Below are 19,288 nucleotides of genomic sequence, written 5' to 3'. Positions count from 1 at the left end.
AGTGTCTACTTGGATTATCTTTCCGTTCCTCACGATTCGAGACTTTTCACAGTACATGTCCACAAGGCCTTGGGTTTCAAACACGATTCTGTATCCAAGAGGAGGAACTGGCTTCTGGGGAATCCCCCCACATATGATGTGAATCTCTTCCGCTTCGTCCATAAGGCTTACGCCGTAACCTGCGAGAATGCTGGCTAGGCCTGGAGCGACACCGCAATCGGGTATAAGCGTAACTCCAGCTTCTTTTGCTGGAGTGTCAAGTTCCCACTGCTGTTCTTCGAGGGTCAAGTTTACTAGGTGCACACCACCTTCCACAGCGGCCTTACTTGCTAAGACATTTATTCCATAAGGAAGAGCGCTCATAACTACATCGAAATTCTTCACCAGCTTCACTGTGGCTTGTTGGTCCATAACGTCAACACGTTGCCCCAAAACCTTGTCACTATCCAGCTTAGCAGCGAGTTGCTCCGTTTTTTTCTCGTCAAAATCGCCGACAACAACCTTAGAGACCTCATCGTTTTGAGCCATATCCATAGCTATAGCCGAGCCCATCTTTCCACAGCCGAGAACCAAGACTCTCACTTCTCATACCTCCTTACATTTTTACCTCCATAGCTTTCAGTAGATGCCTAAATATTTTTAGCTCTCTGCGCCCGCGAGTTGGGTTTGGGTTTCTCGTTTTTCAACCTAAGCCCCCCGGACATATAGATTCTCCATTAGTAATAAGAGCTCTTAACAATTTAGTTTGGTGCTCCGGCCGGGATTCGAACCCGGGTCTCCGGCTCGAAAGGCCGGAATACTTAACCGGGCTATATTCGGCAGACAAAACGCTTCTACCGGAGCCCATTCTCGGAGCATTATGCAAATTGACGGTTCTTTCGAATAAACCCTTCTATTATTCGCTGAACCTACCTACATCTTGGAAAAGCTGAGCACCACACCTGCAGGGCTAAACTATTTTGCTTCTTTTTAAGATACCTTGCAGAAAAAGGAGGCAAAAATGTTCATCTTAGAGTAGAAATATGTTTCACATCAATAGAGTTAGATTTCTAATAATAAAACAATGAAAGACTACACATACTACACTTGAAGAAAGAATGAGACTATGATTAACTCAACAGACAACGATAAAAAGATGTGATAACTACTAGACCCATTAGTCCTTCTTCTATTAGTCCAATGAGAGCACTGAAGAGATAGACTATCAAGTAGAGACTGGACTTTATTGTTATTTCCTTTTCCTTTACTTTTATTTTCATATTCTATACTTCCAAAAAATTATGTGCGATTGATCCACTTAATACCATTGCAAAGAATGCTATTAAGCCTACTATCAATAAAGGTAGATCTTGAGTAATAGCACTGTGAAGGATCAATGCTACAAATGCACAGGCTAAGAAGAAACTTATAGCAAAGACAATGAAGAAGAAAGACTTTCTTAACATTTTAAACATCTCTTGTTTCTATTTTATTTTCATATTCTTCCTATTCACTTATGCGCGCACGCGTAAACCTAGGATTGTTCCTGTTCTTTTTTTAAGTTTTTTGTCAGAAAAAATGATGTCGAGTGTGAAAGGTGCTATCTTGTCTTTTAGAGTTAGTATCTTGTAGCTGGATTCTAGTGCTTTCCAGATTTTTTTACCGTTAACTTTGAGGCCTGCTTTTTTCAGCGGTGCTACGAGTTTTGTTTGCAGATTTTCTGGGAAAACTTGCAAGAATATCTATGTCCATTGTCGTTCGGGGCACTGCCGTAATAGCTTGCTGCTAGAGCTCCTGTAATCATGTAATCCGTTCCAGCAACGCTAAAGCTGCTAATAACTCGTTTTATTAGTTCCTCGAAAGATTCCAGTTTCTAAACCTCGTAGTGATCTGGCTTTTGGCGGAGGATTCTTTTCCTAACTTTTTCTACAATATGTTTTTCTTTAATGGACGGGTTTTGGCTGCTGATTCCTTCTGCACAAATACGAACACACGCATCACTCATGTTAACTGCAATTTCTACTTTTTCTTCTGGGCGAAGTTTACGGTTCAATCTTGCCACCAAAACGCTTACTGCCATCTAAAGTTCTAGGCGGAGTTATTTAAAATTTTGATGTCTTCGTTGACATTGACATGTTTGTTTGTGTCCGCATCCTCCTGTGCATTTTCGTTTTACAACATTGAAAGTGTACCCATTGGCAGCTAAGTCCGCCACGACTTCTGGCTTCAAGGAGAAATCCCAATAATAGGGAATTGAAAGCATGCACAGATACGCCGCCCCCCCCCCACTTTTGTTCGGAGGGAAACCTCTGACAGAGAAGCTGTTCTTGCCAACGCAAAGTATTGTTTTAAAGTGAGCTGTATGTTCTTATGTTGGAACTCAGTGGTGACTAAATGTCTTCATCTATGTTGAGCCACACAATTAAGAGAACAAGTAACCTTCTTAAATTGGGCGCTTCTGACCAAATCACCGAGTATGAGAACCGCCTTCAACCCTTGCAAGCGCTCTACGACCGTTTGCTTTCTAACCTTATTGTTTCAAGCTTCAGCTACGAGGAGGCTTACGAAACAGCCCGGAAATTCTGGGGTTCTACTCAGGTTCGCTTCGCAGGCGTAGACGGCACCATGTACTCTCGGCCTCTGTTCGACCTCGTAATCTTCTTCGGTGGCGCTTACGCCTCAACTGGCACAATAACTTTCAAGCCGAGCTCCAAACCAGCAGTTCAATACGACGCAAAGACCCTCCAACAAGGTGCAGGAATCTCCAGCGTCATCCCCGTCTTCATAAGCGAGGTCCCAGAAATAGACCAAACTTTCTTCAGTCAAGAACAACCAGACGAAATAGCCCTTAACAAGCCACTACAAGACAGCGCCATCATAAACAACGCAACCATCGCCAACTGGATAATGACCTTCGCCGAATACTACCTCGCGTACAAACTCGCCACCGACCCAAACCAAGACATACGCATCATCCTCCTAGACAGAAGCTTATCCATCGAACGCGCCAGCCTACTCTACGACACCTCAAAAAGAGACCTCTGGAAAGCAAAAAGCAACCTAATAGGCTACAAAATAGACAAGACACCCATTGACGCCAACGACCTCGCCTTAGGCAGACACTACATCCGAAACCCAGCCCTAGGCATCCCACCTGCAAGAGCAGACTACCTCCGCTACGCCATCATCAACCTAATTCAACAGAAAAGCCCCGTCTCCAAGAGCCAAATTCTACAAGAACTAGGAATAGCAGACGAGAAAAGGGCTAAAAGAGCTGAGAGATACCTCAAAAAATCAGTAAAAGAAGAAATCCTAACAAAAAGAGACAACACATACAGCATCAACCCAAAATACGCAACAACATGGACTAGACTACAAAAACTCGTAACAACCCTAGGAGACCTCTTCTTTTACACCCAAAAACTAGAAACTCAAAACGCCAACCTCATGAAAATAAAGAAAAACGGAAAAAAACATTGGCTCACAACGCTCGACATTGCCTTCCTCACCCTCTTCACCTTCCACATGCTCATAGAAGCATGCTGGAAAAACAAAATCCTCCTCATAGGCATAACAAAAGACACTGCAGCCCGAGACATGAAACGCCAACTCATCCCCATCCTCAACAACGAAGGCATGCTAAAAGACACAATCACGCCGGAAACATACGAAAAACTACCGAACACCGACCGCATGATACTCCAATCCATCAGCCTCTTCAACCCCGAAAAAATCAAAGTCCCCTGGAGCCTAATCGAATACGATTCAGCCTTCCGCTCCATGGTCCCAGACCCGCAAACACGAAAAGGTTACGTGTTGGGTGCCATAAAAAACAGGATAGGCCTTGAAAAAACCTTTCTCAAAACCTATGTGCAACTCGCCCAAGCCAAGAAAGACCATCTGCTCCGCAGCAACGTCCTTCTCACAGACCGCCTCGTCTACCCAGAATTCGATCATAAGCCAAACACCACAGTTCAATTTTGGAACGAATTCGGAAGCGCAAAAGAACCCGTCGAAATAATACTCTACAAAGATAAAACTGTACCAAACCAGCTCCAAAATTTGACAATGACAACCCTCACCGCTATGACCCCGCCAAGCATACCTGAAGCCTTCGGACACAACAAACCCCTATTCATCGCCGATAAAATCGCCAAATGGCACTATGGCCAATTCAAACGCATCGCTGATACCACTGCAAACTGGATACTCAACAACCATAAATTAAGAAAGTTCGTATTCTACATGAGTACATTCCGAGAAAGGAGAACAGCAATTGAAGCCACAAGAAGAGAAAACCCATAACCAAACATACTTCACCAACTTCAACGGCAGATTCCACGCCCGCCTAAGCCACGTCGTCCCCCGCCAATTCGGCATCGTAAGTGAATCCAAATTCACAGGCATAAGCGCCCGCTACCAAGCCCGAATCAAAGTAGAATACCAGAAAGACCTCATGGGCCTCCTCGAAGAAGGCATGCTCTTAGCAATCCCCAACTTCAAACAAACCGAACCCAACACCCAAAGATACACACTCATGGAAATCAGCAGAGTCTGGCCAGAACACTTCGGCCTACGAGGCCTTTCAGATCATGGATACTACCCCATGCAATTTGAAATCATAGAACAGTCAGAAGCCGACTGGCAAACCAACGACAAAGCCACCATGATCATCCAAATCAGCGCCATCCCCGTCAACTACGACCTCACCCTCTGCTCCAGTGGCGAATGCAAATTCACAAAAGGCTTCAGCTACCCCATCGTAGCCAGCCCTGCCAACATCCTCAACAGCATCATGATAAACCGCATGTACAACCAAAAAATCACCCAAAAACTAGGCGTAGACCCAACCAAAACCACACCCGACGCTCACCGAGACCCCCGACTAGGCATAATCAAAATGTTCCAAGCCAGCAAAGCAACAATCCCAATATACATAGACTTCGAAAACCTTGTCCGATACCACTTCGGCGTCTTCGCATTCACCGGCGGCGGCAAAAGCAACCTTATGTCAAACATCCTAAGACGCATCCTCCTCCACACACAAGACACAAAAATCGTCATCTTCGACATAAGCTGCGAATACATCTTCCTCCTCCTCGACATCCTCTCAGACCCCACAATCCCCTCAAAAGTCATCCTTGAACACAAAATAGAATCCCTAGAACAATTCTTCAACTCAGTCGTCAAACCCAGAGAATATGAAACCGACCAAAGAATCAAAACAGGACTCAAGAAAATTATGGACCAAGCCAAGCTATCTTACTACACTAAACCCAAACAGAAAGTTCCAACGTACAGCCAATTCCTTGAAGAACTCGAAAACCAAAGAAAAAACAGCGCAGATAAGCCTCACTACATAAACGCCATAGACAGAATCAGCGACACCATCCTAGAATACGTCGAACAACATGCCCTCAGCGAAAACCAGGAAGTCGACGAACAATTCATAGAATATATAGATCCAATAGCCCTTGAAGTAGTCCAAACGTTCAAGGTCCACGAGAAAAGCGGACTTTATGCATGGGCAACCACCCGCAACGCCCTCAAAGAAGTCATAAAGAAAAGACAAGAAGAGGAACAGAAAGAAGGCGGACTCACAGCCGAAAAAATCCGCAACCTACTAGAAGGCGAAGGAAGAATCGTATGTATCTCCATCTCAGACCCCTACACGATAAAAGAACTTGTCATATCCCTCACACGCAATCTCCTCGCCCGCAGAAAACGCAGATTCCAAGTTAAACCCTATATCCTGCTTGTCTTCGATGAAGCCCAAGAATTCATCCCCGACTTAGGCGGCTCCGTAGGCATAGACAAAAAATGCAGCAAACAAGTTGAAACCCTGCTAAGACAGGGAAGAAAATACGGCTTAGGCGTATGCATCGCCACCCAAAGACTGGCCTACCTAAACACCAACGCCCTGCAACAGCTCCACACCTACTTCGTTGGCACCCTACCTCGCCCCTACGACCGCACCCTCATTAGCAACACCTTCATGATAGACCAAGGTATCCTCGAAAAAACACTCGAATTCGCACCAGGTGAATGGCTACTATCAAGTTACATAGCTACAGGCATAGAAAATGTCCCCATATTCATCCAAGCAGATAACGCTGAAAACGAACTCGAAAAATTCCTCTCAGCCTCCACTCCTCAAACCTAAGCCAACACAGCAGGCAAAACGGTAACTCAAAATGGCCCAACCAAATTCAAACCCGTCTACCGCAAACCTCACGTTCGTAGGCCACGTATCAATCGACAAAGTAGAGAACATGAATGGAACCAGAACTCAGCCAGGTGGAGGCGCATTATACGCCGCAATCGCTGCAAAATCTCTGAACGTAAAAACAGCCATAATAACCACGGTTGGAAAAGATTTCTCCTTCACAAACTGCTTTGACGGCTTAGATTCCACTGGCGTAAAAACATTTAACATGCCCTCAACCAGATTCTACATTCGCTACAATAGGAACTGGGAAGCAAAATACATCGAAGCACACGCTGGCGCTGGAGCCAGAATAACCTCCTCACAGATTCCCTCAAGACTTCTCAAACCGCAAAGCATGATACATTTATCCCCAATGAAACCCGCAAAAGTCACTAGGATAATAAATGACATAAAGCAGCGTTCATCTGACGTAAAAGTATCAATCAGCACCTGGATAGGATACACAAAAGAACCGAGAAACAGAAGATTACTCAAGAAACTTGCCTCACAAGCCGACTTTTTTATGCTCAACGAGTTCGAGGCAAAAGCACTCACCCAATCCAGTTCCCTCTCCCTTGCCCTGGAACGAATGAAAGCTCAAAGACTGATAGTAACTATGGGAAAACTAGGTGCAATAGTGAGCGGATCCGAAATTGAACCGCAAATGATTCCAGCCTTAACCATTCCAACAGGTAAAGTGATAGATACAACAGGAGCAGGAGACACGTGGAATGGTGCCTTCCTTGCGACGTACAAGACAACCAACGATCTAATGAAGTCAGTGACCGTTGCTTCAATAATCTCAAGCATAAAATGCTCACGATGGGGATTTGAAGCCACAAAAAAGCTGATTTTTCAAAAACCCTCAGATGTGGTTGAATATGTATTGGCACTCAGAGAAGGAAGCATACAGAAAAAAATCACAGACTTCCCTATGTACCAGCGAGCATGAGAATATAGGAATAAGCAGCTAAGATAACCAAACTAGCATAGAAACCTATGTCGAAGGTTGTTGCGGCCACATTTCGATCTGTCGCGAAACCCGCTTCACCAAAGAACCATAAACGGGGGGGAACATGCTTTTTTATTAGCCAAGAACACAATAGCCTAACTTAGACAACTTTGAGAAGATGAATTAGTTGCCTTCCACGAAAAAACCAGAAATCAAACCCGCCTTTAAATTGTGGTTCGAAATCAACGGAGAATACATATTTGGAGAAGGAACCTACAAGCTTCTTGAAAAAATCAGCAAAGAAGGCTCACTAAGTGCTGCCGCAAAAACATTAGGCATGTCTTACCGTTATGCTTGGGGCCTCATTAAAGACGCAGAAGAGCATCTTGGAATGCCAGTGGTTAGAACTCGGAGAGGTGGAAAACATGGAGGCAAAACCGACCTAACTAGGATAGGACTTTCGCTGGTTGCAAACTTCAAAGAGCTGAAGAAAGTTATGGCTGATGCTTGCAGGCTTAAATAGGCTCTCCATTTTGTCAGTTTAATAGGTTAGCCACCGCACACAAGAATTCCGCCTTCGCCTTTCCTCTGCAGCGGCCCTGAGACAATGGTTTTTCCTTTTAACGTGTGAGCCTTCAATTTGGTTCAACGCCCTCTTGCTAATAGGATATTCTTGCTGAGTACGGTAGTTCGCCTAACACTTTTGTCGCGGCTTCGGTGACCTCTGTGCGGTATTTATCCTCAGTGTACACCCGAATAACATTTATGAACCCTCTTAATGCTTCGAAGATTTTCGAGATTTCACTGAGGCGTTGAGGAATCTTTTTTCCGTCTCTGGTTTTGTGGAAGACGGGGATTTCCATGGGTTCTATGAGGGCAGAATGATGGTAAGGCACAGAGGGAAGTGTTGGTACATCTATGACCACGAATTGGGGGCTTACACGTGCTTTTTCCGCGATTTTGTCTCGCATCTCATTGCGGATTTCTTCAGCGCTGAAAAGATTTGAAACTGTCTTGTCTTTGACATGAAAGGTCTGGTCGTAGGCGCATTTGAGCAACCGCCGCCTTTCCAAGTTTTTCATGATTTTGCTGGATTTTTTGCACAGTTTCAGCATTGTCCAGACGGTGTAATCGTCTAGGGCTAGGTATTCTTCGGGTGTTTTGAAATTGATTAGGTCTAGTTCGTCTTTTGCTTTTTCCATGGCTGTTGCGAGCATTATTTGGGCGGCTCTGCTTACGCGGTGGAAGTAGATGCTTTTGAAGGATTCTATACGGGCTAATATGAAAGATTCGAGGGCGGAGAGAGCACCAGAGTCGACCGCTATGTTGTCGTTGAGGACGTCTAGCATGTTGATTATGCGGAAAACGTCTACGTTGCCATATTCTGCGCCGGTGTGGTAGGAGTCTCTGACGATGAAGTCAAGCTTGTCGACGTCAACGGCGCTTTGAATTATTTGGTCCATGAACATTTTTCCTTTTAGGTGCAGCGAGCCTGTGGCGAGTTTTGCTACTGCATCTGCATCGTATCCTGCTTTCTCTAAGATGTCGCTTAGTTCAGATTTCTCAACTATCCAAACGGTCATTTCTTCGTGAGTTTTATCGAGAAATTTCTCAAGTAAATGCTCAAAGACATGTGAGAATGGCCCATGTCCTACGTCGTGAAGTAGAGCTGCAAAGTGAATCGTTTGAGCTTCTTCTTTCGATAGGTATTGGGAGAGGTTGGAGTTTTCTGTTAATCGTTGGGCCAAGTACATGGTACCGATTGAATGCTCAAAGCGGGTGTGGTTGGCGCCCGGGTAGACATATTCCGCGCCTGCCAGTTGGCGAAGCCTGTGGAGACGTTGCATTGGGAAGGAATCTACGATGTCTTTCTCTGTCTCGTTTATGTAGACGTATCCGTGAACCGGGTCTTTTATTTCGCCCCAGCGTTGACCCATGACTGTAACGCTCCAATTTTTATCTTGGTTATTACTATTTAAACAGTCAGCTTGAATCAACAATGCTAGGCAGCAGAGGATTGATGTAAGTGGCGGCAGCTGAGCGTAATGGCATGTTCATATGCGTTGAGGGCATCGATGGCAGTGGAAAGACCACCCAAGCACGCCGCCTTGTAAAAGCTCTGACAAAGAAAGGATACGACGCCGTCTATACCACCGAGCCAAGCAAAGGCATTTATGGCAATATAATAAGAAAAAACATACTTCAAGGAAACACCCGTGTTCCAACAGTAGTAGAAGCTGTGCTCTTCGCAGCAGACCGTAATTATCACATCGAAAACGAAATAAAACCACTTCTAAAAGCAGGAAAAATAATAGTCTGCGACCGCTATGTTTACTCTTCCATCGCATACCAAGGAGCAGCAGATGTCAACATAGAATGGATAAAAGAAATCAACAAGCATGCCATCAAACCAGACCTCGCAATCTACATCGACGTACCACCAGAAATCGTAATAGACCGCATCAAACGAAGAAAAACGGTTATGGAGACACTGCAGACACAGAGGGATGTTAGAGAGCTCTACCTAAAGCTGGTGGAGGATAAGCAGCTTTTCAAGGTCTATGGAAATGCTTCAATAAGAGAAGTGGCACAAGTAATCGAAAACATTGTTTTGAGGTTTCTAGAGAAACGTTAGATTGTCCGCGTTTCTTCAAGTCGTAGAGCAACAGAATACCGGTCAGCCAGTTTACTCCTGATATGCCCCGTTAAAAAGCCTATCAAGTCTTCAACATGAACCCGTTGTGGTCCACGCTCATGAGAAATCAAGAACTCCACATAATTCCTTCCAAACGCAAACCGCATTAGATAATAATCAAACTTCAATGGGGTACGTTTCCCTAACTTATCAACAATGTGATACTGAATAACGCATAAAAAATCCAGAAAAATCAACGTTTTCCCTGCGATTTCGGCTTCCACCACAGCTAACTCGCTTTTATCCAGAAAAGTGAACACATTACCTTCTCCAACCCCAAACTCAAAATTCACCTCGCATTCTGCTGGAGAAGAATAAGCTATTTCCTCAAGCCTACACCTTTTTTGGTTTAGCCGATGAAAAACCGACACTATAACCTGCTGAACCTTCTTCGATGAAGCTCTGTAAGAAAAACGAGCGACACCGTGAATAATCTTTGGAAAGTTCTCGTAACGCCCTAACATGCTTGACACTTAGGTTTCTTTCATTTTCTTTAACCTTTCGAGATTCTCCAAAAGCGAAGCCAAAGCCGCATTAAGTTTATGCAGCTCCTCCAAATTCTCCTCTTCCTTGATCCTCTTTTCAACTGTCTGTATCTTCGCTAGTATCGTACTCTCAAGAGCGCTTAACCGCACCTGACTCGTCACCTTTTCCACATTTTCACCTTCTTTCACGACAATGACACGTTTTTCACATTTGGCGCACCACAGCTCCCCGCCTTTAAACCTAAACAAGGGGGACGCACACGCTGGACAAGCAAGCTCCGTAAGCGTGGCACCTTGCTTTAACATGTCAACCATGTGTTGGATATCACTGGACTTCTTAGACAAGTTTAAAACCTCAAACAGTAATATTACTGCTGGTTAATTTGAGGCTTGCTCTCAATTTTGTCGAGTGGAGGCACAGCTTATGGTGAGTAAGAAGAAATTAAAGGAATATGAAGAGAGAACGGGACAGGCTATGGTAGTGTTAGGTCAGATTTCTGAAGACAGAACAACTCCACGGAACATAAGGCGGGCTGCCAAAGAGTCGATGGCGACGCTTCAGAGTGGAGAGTTGACTCCTGCTGTGAAGGCTTCAAACGCGATTTCTATTCTTGACGAGATTCTTCAAGACCCAAACATGCCGCCTTATACTCGGGTTAAGCTTTGGAACGTGATGAGCCTTTTAGAGGCCATCAAAGACTAGTGGAATGCGGAATTCATGGAGCCAGATGCTTGAGAAACCCTATGCCTGCTGGTTTTGTTAGTGGGCAAACTAAATTTTATTCCCGAATTTGAAAGACACTAAAGATATATTGTAGTTAAGCTATTTTGTGTAAGGTCTTTGGTGGATGCCTCTTGAAATATGACGTCGTAATTGTGGGTGCTGGGCCAGCTGGCATCTTCTCGGCTTTAGAGCTTATGGAAAATACGTCGCTGAATATTCTGATTCTCGACAAAGGCGTAGATCTTGAAAAGCGTAAGTGTCCTGCTAGTAGAGGGCTTGGATGTCTTAACTGTGATCCATGTCATGTTCTTCATGGTTGGGGTGGTGCGGGCGCGTTCAGTGATGGGAAGTTGACGCTTTCTACGGAGGTGGGTGGTTGGCTCGGTAAATTCATTACTGAGGAGGAGCTTCAAGGGCTGATTGAGTATGTTGATGGAATTTACACTAAATTTGGTGCTCCGAACAACGTTTATGGGGTTGACGTGAATCGGATTGAGGAAATTGAGCGGAAGGCGTCTCTTGCAGGTTTGAAACTGGTTCGACAAAAGGTTCGTCACATGGGAACTGAGAAATGTGCTGAGACGCTTCGGAAAATGCGGAGTTTCTTGGATGCTAATGTGGAGGTGAGAACAAGGAGTGAGGTGAAGGGGCTTATCGTTAGGGATGAGCGTGTTGAAGGCGTTGAAACAGTTAATGGTGAGAGGTTTTTTGCGAAGTATGTGGTTGTTGCGCCCGGACGAAGTGGAGCTGAGTGGTTGAAGTGTGAGGCTCAGGCTTTGGGTTTGAAAACGTTGAACAATCCAGTTGATGTGGGGGTTCGGGTGGAGGTTCAAGCTCCGGTTCTGGAGGAGTTGACGGAGGTTTTGTATGAGCCGAAACTTTTTTACTATTCAAAATTTTTTGATGATGTTATCAGGACTTTTTGTGTTGCTCCATATGGAGAAGTTATCACGGAGTCCTATGATGGTATTTTAACGGTGAATGGGCAGAGCTATTCGGAGAGGAGGAGCGCGAATACCAATTTTGCTATTCTGGTGAGCACGAGTTTTACTGAGCCGTTCAAGGAGCCTATTGCGTATGGTAAGTATATTGCGCGGTTGACCAACTTGTTGAGTGGAGGAGTTATTATTCAACGGTTAGGGGATTTGGAGGCGGGGCGACGGTCAACCGAGGAGAGGATTAGTCGCAGTACAGTAGCGCCTACATTGAAGAGTGCAACACCTGGAGATTTGAGTTTTGTCTTGCCATACCGGTACTTGGTGGATATCCGGGAAATGTTGGAGGCTTTAGATAGAATTGCGCCCGGCTTGGCTTCGAGGGATACATTGCTATATGGAGTTGAGGTGAAGTTTTATTCGTCAAGACTAGAGTTAAATGAATGTTTGGAGACGCCGATTCATAACTTATTTACTATTGGAGATGGGGCGGGATTGACGCGAGGACTAGTTCAAGCATCGGTTTCAGGCGTAGTTGCAGCCAGACAAATAGTGAAAAGACAAAAAGGGAAAAGCTAAAGACGCCCGCTCAGACACATCAAGCTGAATACATGCTTTACAACTATACCAACGCTTCAAACGCCTAAGCAGCAAGAAGCTTCTGCTCAAATCTTTTCAATACTAATTCCCAGACGGAAACGTCTATTCTTGAATCGATACGAGTAAGAACATTTCTCAGAAAATACAAGTTACGCAACGCCCAGTAGGAAGGCACCATTCCCAACATCGAACAAACAAAATTATCGTTTTCAACTAGACGTTTTGAAGCAACTCAAGCAACGCCAAAGCAAGCTTCTTACCCTTCTTCGTGATAGCATACTTCTTCTTGAGAGGATCGATAGGAATAGCCTTCGCCAAGCCCAGTTGAGTAATTTCTATCATACGGGACCTATATGTACCGTCACTCAGTGTGAGATTATGTTTATTCATGTAGGTCTTAGCCTTCTTCCATTTCCCCTTGTCCAAAATCAAAAGAAACAGACAATCAATGGCATGGTCTTTCTCAAGCATCTTTTTAATTGCTGCAATTTCTGAGGTTGTAAGGACCTTTGTAATCTGCTCTTCCAGTTGCTTCTCCTTTACTTTTTCTCCCATTGAAATCTCGCCTGTCATAGTTATTTGTTACTTGTGTATGTCTTTGTACTTAAAAGATTTAACCTATATTACGATATACGTAAGAATTTACACATCTCAATATTACGAAAACCGAAATGTTATACCATCAACAAAGGAAGTGTGTATGGAGTTTAGCTTGCAAGGTTTGAGTTCTTGGTTGAACTCGTTTACCACACCTTGTGAGCAAGCTCCACTCTGACGGATTTTTTTCCCTTTGACTTCTTAAAGACTGCACCTCTTAATCAGCCCTGAATTGTGCGCGCGCGTGCCAAAAACTAAAATGTTCTTCCTTCATAATCTGACTTCGAGGCGTGAGAATGAAAGAAGAAAAAGGTAGAATAACTCGTCTTTGGTTGACCATGATCCGTGTATCAGACATGGACAGAGCTCTGCGTTTTTACAATGAAATCCTTGGCTTACCAGTAGCCCTTAACGCTAGAGGGTTCAACCATGCAGAAGTTGGCCCAGATGAGCCTTTAGCCAAGATTGGTTTGCATGCCACTGGCAAGAAATCTAAGAGGAAAAGACGAACTGGGATAGTCTTCGATACGGACGACATCTACGCACTCTATGAAAGACTCAAGAAACGAGGAGTAGAATTCACTCTGAAGCCAACCAAAATGCCATGGGGTGGCATAGTCGCTGACTTCTTAGATCCCGATAACAACGAGTTAGAGGTCGTTCAGGACCCTAAACACTACACACGAAATTATGCTCACTAATAATGCGCGCGCGATGTATGTTTAGCTGATTACGCATGCATGCATTTTGAAGGAGGTTGATTTCTGCGGAAATGTCCCAAGCAAGAATGTTGACAAATTTGTTGAGAGCTTACGCCAGAACCTGCAGAAAAAGTCAAGCCTCGACCTATTCGCGAATGCATCGTAAACATTGAATGCATCGTTAAGAAAGAAATTCTTTCTGCTTTTTATCATAATCTTCTCTCGAATACTGTCTGTGAGCTGGGTGGCCAAAAACGACTGTTCTAGGTTCCACATCTCTTGTGACAAGACTGCCTGCCCCGACTACACATCCTTCACCTAACCTTACACCAGCATTAATGATAGCTCCGGTACCAACAATACAGTTATCTTCGATGACTACCTCAACCTTTTTCCCAGTTGGAGGGTATTTTTCGTTGCTGAGGCAAACGTTGGGGTAAATCATACAGTTGTTTCCGATTTTTGTGTACTCTGGAATATGAACCATGCACATTACTTTGGAGTTATTTCCTATCTTCACATCGTGGTCAATATGAACAAAATTGGCGATTAAACAATTTCGCCCAATTGTTACATATTCACTTATGTATACGAAGTTATAGATCTTTGTTCCGTCTCCGATAATTGCAGTTGGATGAATATCTTGATAATTCACTTCTTCTCTCTCTTGATGTGTCATTTTCGTCATCTTTTGAATTTCGGTGTCTTGATTGTTGAGAGCTATCCTATTGATCTTTCTGGAACTTAAGAATTACGCTTTTTAGTTTTTTGAAGTCTTAGTTAATGAGGTTTCCTGCGAAGAATAGTACATGACAAAAGAGGTGGTGGAGTGGGATTGTTACAAGTGATCAGTGATGGTGTTGCCCGCATTCGCCCTTTTTTTCTCTTGCAGTAGTTATTTCTTTGATTGTCGCTTTAAATAATTCTTAGAAAGATGTAGCTTTTCTCTTTCTTCTTTGGTAGAAGAGCAGCTGTAGGTCTCCTTGTTCTCTTAGATCACTCTAAATGCACGTGTGCATAAAGTATGTCTTTAGTTTTACGATTTTCAATCGTAGCTATCTCGTGCTTTGGATGAATCTTCTTTCTCCTCTCTTTTCTTTTTCCCATTTTTTACGTGCTGAACGAAGTTTGAAGAAGTCTACATCTTTGAAGATAATGCTCTCTTCTCCTGCAGGAATCCTCCTTTCTACGCGTTCTTTTTCCGGTGTGAATATCATAGATTCGCCGAATTCTGCAACATTGGCGAAAAAGCAGTAGGCATAGATAGACCTACGGGCATCAAAGTGGACTGCTTGGAAATCAGCTGTTACTGGAGTAAAGGCTGGGTTTAAGACAATGTCCACTGGAGGTTCAAAGTTTTTCAACTCCACCCTTAGATCCATGTCAAGAAAGTCACGGCATATAGCAATCGCTATTCTTCCGAACTCCGTGTTGCAGACGAAAATTTTTCTGGGAATTTCTCTAACATCTATTCCCTCGTTGAATCTCTTGCCTTTATGGTGGATAATTGCTGGAATATGTTTTTCTTGTCGCCAAAGGATTCCGGTAGGCCCTATGACTAGACTGATGTTTTGTTTTGTTTTCTGGTCGTGATATGATCCCGGGATTATATACATTTCGTAGGCTTTTGCCAAGTTGATTATATCTCTTAATAATGCGCTGTAGCTAAGGTCAACGGTTAGTTCTGGAAAGAGTAATACATTGACTTCTTTTGTATGGGCGATTTGTATCATGTTTTTTACTTTCAATCTAGCAGTTTCAATTTTGTCTTTTCGGAAGCTAAAGAGACCCGGGGCTTTCTCCTCGTAAAACTCGTTTAAGACATCACCTGATTTAGAAAAAACAATTTGTGCGATGGCGACTCTACAATTACTCTTTGGCATTCGTGGGTATTCTTTGAGCAGGTCCTTGTAGACAAGCTCATATTTCCTCTTAAAACCTCCCTTTCTAGCAATCCGTGCAGGGGCTTGCACTTTTAGATTCACAGGTTGTGGACTGCAAGTTCGAAATTTCCCAGCTTCGTCGATGTATATTACCTGAGGGCTCACCTTGAAGATCCCAAAATCAGTCGCTCGAGCTGAGATTTTTATTGATTCGACTTTAAGGGGTTCAAACTTTTTTCCTCCCAGATCGATTGAACCATTCTTTACATTATATTCGAGAGGCGTTTCAGTTAAAATGAATCCTTCAGGAAGAATATCGTCAATTCTGATGAGTAACCCAGAGTTTTTGGCAACATTAACGAGATCTAACTGGATTTGGAGATTTTCGTCCATAGTTACTTCTTCTGGAATTGTTAGATGAGCTTGGACATTAGTGTGGTCAAATCTCTCCAGTCCAACGGCATTTTCGCGCGTTGGTGTTGGTGTGATAAAACTCGTCGTTGATGAGGCAATAGTTGGTGCGTGTAAGACTTCGCTTAATGATGTTACTAGAGTTCGTTCTTCTCTAACTCTATCTAAAAGTTGGCGAACCTGCTGAGCTTTCTCAGGGTGTTGTGCTCTTAAGTATGATTCCACTGAAGCTTGAAGGACCTTTTCAGCGACTACATAATATCTTGCTTTCTTCTCGGGATCTGTTTCGATATTGGCACTGTCCATATATATGTAGCCATCAAGAAGGCGTCGGGTGGCGACAGCGTATTCTGAGGCTGTTTTGAACCCAGCTTTTATGTAGTAGTTTGCAGCGCTTTCAAGATGCTGAGTTGCAGATAAATGCAACTTTCTGTCTCTTGTGGCTTCAAATCTCATCCCAGCTTCAAGTGCTTTGCAAAATCGACTATGCCCTAAAGCCAAAATCTTTGCTCTTTCACTGAGGCTATATTCTTTGGCTTCATCAAAAAATTTGGCAGCCTTTAAATATAAGTCAGGCGACGCTTCGGCTTCTGCTTGCGTCATCATTTGCCAAGCTTTGCAGACAAAAATTATCGGTCTGAATTCTAGGCGATCTGCCTCATGTTTCATGGCGTCAACTGCGTTTTGGAATCTTTTGGACGCAGAGGCATATTTTTCGGAACTAGAAGTATGGTTGCCCTGTCTGTCAAGGATTTTTGCTTCTTCGATCGCAATTCTTCCGATACAGTATTCGCGTCTTATATATGAGATTTCCACTAACTCAATTACCATTTCCTTCTCGTCTCTAACTTCAAAGCTTTGAAGTTGTGAGTGTGCAAATTTGATGTGTTTTTCTATTTCTTCAAACAGACTTGCTGCTTCTCTGAAGGCTTCTATTGACTTGGTGTTGCTTTCTTTTCTACTCAAGTCTTCTGCATGTTCTAGAAGTGACCATGCATGGAAGTTTGGAGACAGATAGCTCCACATTTTGGATTGTGTGAGAAAGCTTGTTGCTTCTTGGTAATGTTGCTGTGCAGTGGCATATTCTTCATGCTTATGGGCAGTTTTGGCTTTTTCGATTTCGGCCCAGGCCTTAATGTAGATGGCATAATCTTCATAGAAATCAGCGAACTGATGGATTTTTTTAGCAGCAGCCTTGTATTGCGTAGATGCATCTTCAAAATTTTCAGCAGCCTCTGCATGATTGCCAAGATGGTCCATGTTTCGCGCCATTTTCCAATAAGACTCAGCAGCGCGACTTGGTAAGTCAGCTTCCTTGTATTTTTTGGCAGAATCATTATAAACTTCAATTGCTCTGGCTAAACTTGCTTCATCATGATTCAGTGAATATAGCTGGCAAAGTATGTCTCCAAACGTGTTTTGGTATTCTGCAATGATGATTTTGTGGAAGAGGGAAGAGCGTGATGAAATCCATTTTTTGCAATTTGAAACACCATCAAACATATCTGAGATAGCTTTTTCAAGAAGATCTATCTTCTTATTCCTATCTGCCTCTAATCTTGCTAACTCTGCTTCCATTAATGCTGCATAGTATTTGCCAACACCAAAAATCCAATAGTTTGATGGAAACGATGCTTGAACAGTTTCGATATACTTGTTTCTATTGATCAAAGCTTCTTTCAATATCTTTCTTTTTTCATCTTTTTCAGATTGCAAGTTAGAATAAAAATGCAGTGCTTTGCTTAAAGCGTGGAGGGCAGAACCCATAGCATCTGGGGAACCTGAACGGACTGCATATTCTAATCCTTTCTGTCCAATTCCCACTGCTTTTTCTTGCAAAACACGTTTGTTTTCCATGTCGGCTTCAACATCATGTGCTAATGAAGAGTAGCTTTCAGCGTAGAACAGATAGGTTTCTGCTATGATAGAATCTTGAGAGACAAGTGTAAGATAGCGTATAGCCTCTTTGGCATATCTGATGATCTCTTCGCATCTTTCCTTCTTTTTGCTTGCATTTGATTCTTGGGATTTGATCCAATCTGTGATAAATGTAAGGAGGTAACACGCAACACCTTTTAAGTAATTATCTCTTGCAATTGACCCTTGTTCCAGCATTTCCTGGGCATATTGCAATGATACTTCGATTTTTCCTGCGAAGAAAAGTGTGCTTAGAGCTGCTGCCCAGCGTGACATCGTAGTGTAATAGGGATCATCAACATCCTTGGAAAGAGCCACGGCTTTCTCTGAGTAGCTCAAGCTTTTTTGGGCTAACTCATTTCTCTTCTTTTCCTGTTCACTGATGTTTGCGGCATACCAGCTATGCAGGCTTGCTGCTGAATAGGCTAGGACAAGTTCACTATTGCTACCAAGCTTTGATAGGACAGAGATGGCCTGTTTGCTGTAATTTATTCCTTCTTGTGCTATGAGTTGCTTTTCTTCCCCGTCAGATGTAACATATAAGCGTTCATAAAGACACAATAGCAGGTTGTTACAAGTCTTTCCATAGGTTAATTTATCCCTCGCATTTCTGTCTGCCTGTAAGGCCCTGTTTCCAAATGTGCGACTTTCATCAAGTATTTTCTTCTTCTCTGAAGGGTTGGATGCTGACCAAGAGAGTATGTACTTAGCGATAGCTTTGCTCAGCAAAGCTTCAGCTCGATTTTTTAATTTATCTTCCTTTTCGTAGAGTTCAGCTGCATTTTCGAAAGCTTCTACTGCCAGCTGTCTAAGTTTCTTGAAGTTTTCTATATCTCCAGTCTGTCTAGACGCTCGATCGTAGCAGAGACCTATCCTCTGCCATGTTTTTGCGGAAAAGGAAGCATTTCTTGATTTGGTGTGTAAGACTTGTTCATAGAATTTTGCTGCTTTGAGCCAATTGTATTGTTTTTCGTGCTCCTTTGCTTTCCTAATAACGAACTTAATATTAGAGCTAGAAAACATGAAATGCCTAGCACCGTTCCCTCTGTAACGTTTTACATCTGTATGTTTTAAGAGCACTCGCATGTAATGTTTTCGGAGTTCACCAGTTGTCTAGAAGAACATCTACTAATCGTTTGAAAGGGTTTCCAATTGAATAAACCTGGCTCAACACAACAAAGAAAAAAGGGGTATGATTTTG

The 19,288-nt window shown here is 43.3% G+C and carries 16 protein-coding genes and 1 tRNA gene; 8 read left to right on the top strand and 9 right to left on the bottom strand.

Annotated features, from left to right (window positions below; genetic code table 11):
* From NWE91_09440 to NWE91_09430, 3 genes are all read right to left on the bottom strand, one after another.
* On the bottom strand, positions 1 to 582 hold a 582-nt coding region (locus NWE91_09440; protein MCW3986609.1), incomplete at its 3' end, for a saccharopine dehydrogenase NADP-binding domain-containing protein.
* Between the two features lie 164 nt (positions 583 to 746).
* Positions 747 to 843: transfer RNA gene (locus tag NWE91_09435), tRNA-Glu, on the bottom strand.
* A 1,009-nt stretch (positions 844 to 1,852) separates the two neighbouring features.
* On the bottom strand, positions 1,853 to 2,032 hold the full coding sequence (locus NWE91_09430) for a hypothetical protein (GenBank protein MCW3986608.1): 180 nt from the start codon (positions 2,030 to 2,032) through the stop codon (positions 1,853 to 1,855).
* 341 nt (positions 2,033 to 2,373) lie between these two features.
* On the opposite strand from NWE91_09430, the gene NWE91_09425 reads away from it, so the two are divergent.
* From NWE91_09425 to NWE91_09410, 4 genes are all read left to right on the top strand, one after another.
* Positions 2,374 to 4,284 (top strand): hypothetical protein, encoded by a 1,911-nt coding sequence (locus NWE91_09425; GenBank protein ID MCW3986607.1) that lies wholly within the window; start codon positions 2,374 to 2,376, stop codon positions 4,282 to 4,284.
* Positions 4,256 to 6,142, top strand: coding sequence for an ATP-binding protein (locus tag NWE91_09420; protein ID MCW3986606.1), 1,887 nt, complete (start codon positions 4,256 to 4,258; stop codon positions 6,140 to 6,142). The genes NWE91_09425 and NWE91_09420 overlap by 29 nt, the downstream gene beginning before the upstream one ends.
* A 31-nt stretch (positions 6,143 to 6,173) precedes the next feature.
* Positions 6,174 to 7,139, top strand: coding sequence for a carbohydrate kinase family protein (locus tag NWE91_09415; GenBank protein ID MCW3986605.1), 966 nt, complete (start codon positions 6,174 to 6,176; stop codon positions 7,137 to 7,139).
* A 187-nt stretch (positions 7,140 to 7,326) separates the two neighbouring features.
* Positions 7,327 to 7,662, top strand: a complete 336-nt coding sequence (locus tag NWE91_09410; protein MCW3986604.1) for a winged helix-turn-helix domain-containing protein — start codon at positions 7,327 to 7,329, stop codon at positions 7,660 to 7,662.
* Between the two features lie 136 nt (positions 7,663 to 7,798).
* On the opposite strand, the gene NWE91_09405 is transcribed toward NWE91_09410, so the two are convergent.
* On the bottom strand, positions 7,799 to 9,076 hold the full coding sequence (locus NWE91_09405) for an HD domain-containing protein (GenBank protein ID MCW3986603.1): 1,278 nt from the start codon (positions 9,074 to 9,076) through the stop codon (positions 7,799 to 7,801).
* Positions 9,077 to 9,165: 89 nt separating this feature from the next.
* Between NWE91_09405 and tmk the strand changes: the two genes are divergently transcribed.
* Positions 9,166 to 9,774 carry a dTMP kinase gene (tmk, locus tag NWE91_09400; protein MCW3986602.1) on the top strand — a complete coding sequence of 203 codons (609 nt, stop codon included), beginning with the start codon at positions 9,166 to 9,168 and terminating at the stop codon, positions 9,772 to 9,774.
* Here tmk and NWE91_09395 read toward each other — a convergent pair.
* Entirely contained in the window at positions 9,771 to 10,307 is a 537-nt protein-coding gene (locus NWE91_09395; protein MCW3986601.1) for a hypothetical protein, read from the bottom strand. The genes tmk and NWE91_09395 overlap by 4 nt on opposite strands.
* Positions 10,308 to 10,664 carry a hypothetical protein gene (locus tag NWE91_09390; protein ID MCW3986600.1) on the bottom strand — a complete coding sequence of 119 codons (357 nt, stop codon included), beginning with the start codon at positions 10,662 to 10,664 and terminating at the stop codon, positions 10,308 to 10,310.
* Between the two features lie 79 nt (positions 10,665 to 10,743).
* Between NWE91_09390 and NWE91_09385 the strand changes: the two genes are divergently transcribed.
* Positions 10,744 to 11,022, top strand: a complete 279-nt coding sequence (locus NWE91_09385; GenBank protein ID MCW3986599.1) for a UPF0147 family protein — start codon at positions 10,744 to 10,746, stop codon at positions 11,020 to 11,022.
* A gap of 152 nt (positions 11,023 to 11,174) precedes the next feature.
* The gene (locus NWE91_09380; protein MCW3986598.1) at positions 11,175 to 12,557 is read left to right on the top strand and encodes an NAD(P)/FAD-dependent oxidoreductase; all 1,383 of its coding nucleotides are present in this window, start codon (positions 11,175 to 11,177) and stop codon (positions 12,555 to 12,557) included.
* Positions 12,558 to 12,791: 234 nt separating this feature from the next.
* On the opposite strand, the gene NWE91_09375 is transcribed toward NWE91_09380, so the two are convergent.
* The gene (locus tag NWE91_09375; GenBank protein ID MCW3986597.1) at positions 12,792 to 13,133 is read right to left on the bottom strand and encodes a hypothetical protein; all 342 of its coding nucleotides are present in this window, start codon (positions 13,131 to 13,133) and stop codon (positions 12,792 to 12,794) included.
* Positions 13,134 to 13,471: 338 nt separating this feature from the next.
* Between NWE91_09375 and NWE91_09370 the strand changes: the two genes are divergently transcribed.
* Positions 13,472 to 13,876 (top strand): VOC family protein, encoded by a 405-nt coding sequence (locus NWE91_09370; protein ID MCW3986596.1) that lies wholly within the window; start codon positions 13,472 to 13,474, stop codon positions 13,874 to 13,876.
* Between the two features lie 181 nt (positions 13,877 to 14,057).
* On the opposite strand, the gene NWE91_09365 is transcribed toward NWE91_09370, so the two are convergent.
* Positions 14,058 to 14,555 carry an N-acetyltransferase gene (locus tag NWE91_09365; protein MCW3986595.1) on the bottom strand — a complete coding sequence of 166 codons (498 nt, stop codon included), beginning with the start codon at positions 14,553 to 14,555 and terminating at the stop codon, positions 14,058 to 14,060.
* Positions 14,556 to 14,931: 376 nt separating this feature from the next.
* Positions 14,932 to 19,110 (bottom strand): carbon-nitrogen hydrolase family protein, encoded by a 4,179-nt coding sequence (locus tag NWE91_09360; GenBank protein MCW3986594.1) that lies wholly within the window; start codon positions 19,108 to 19,110, stop codon positions 14,932 to 14,934.
* Positions 19,111 to 19,288: the final 178 nt, after the last annotated feature.

The organism is Candidatus Bathyarchaeota archaeon (assembly GCA_026014805.1).
Classification (GTDB): Archaea; Thermoproteota; Bathyarchaeia; order Bathyarchaeales; family SOJC01; genus JAGLZW01.
This window is presented reverse-complemented; position numbering and strand designations above follow the sequence as displayed.